This is a genomic window from Marinobacter sp. UBA2688 (assembly GCF_002352785.1).
In the GTDB taxonomy this organism is placed as follows: Bacteria; Pseudomonadota; Gammaproteobacteria; order Pseudomonadales; family Oleiphilaceae; genus Marinobacter; species Marinobacter salarius.
The window spans coordinates 1-236 of the sequence record NZ_DELU01000012.1; the positions used below are offsets into that span (position 1 = coordinate 1).

Consider the following 236-nt stretch of genomic DNA (forward strand, 5'->3'; position numbering starts at 1 on the left):
GGCACCGCCCACCGCGCCCAGGCCTCTACCCATGGCGTTGCCCGCTTCGCCCCGGAAGCCTGCGCTGGCCCGCTGCTGGCCGCAGAGCTGGAAGCCCTCGGCAAAGCCCTGGATAACCCGGCCAAGCCCGTGGTTGCGATTGTCGGCGGCTCCAAAGTATCCACCAAACTGGACGTGCTCAACGCCCTGGAAAAAGTCTGCGACTCCATCATCGTCGGTGGCGGCATCGCCAACAC

At 66.5% G+C, this 236-nt stretch carries 1 protein-coding gene; it reads left to right on the forward strand.

Annotated features, from left to right (window positions below):
* Positions 1–236, forward strand: a 236-nt coding sequence (pgk, locus tag B3M52_RS07170) for a phosphoglycerate kinase (protein WP_286749283.1), incomplete at both ends; no start/stop codon positions are given.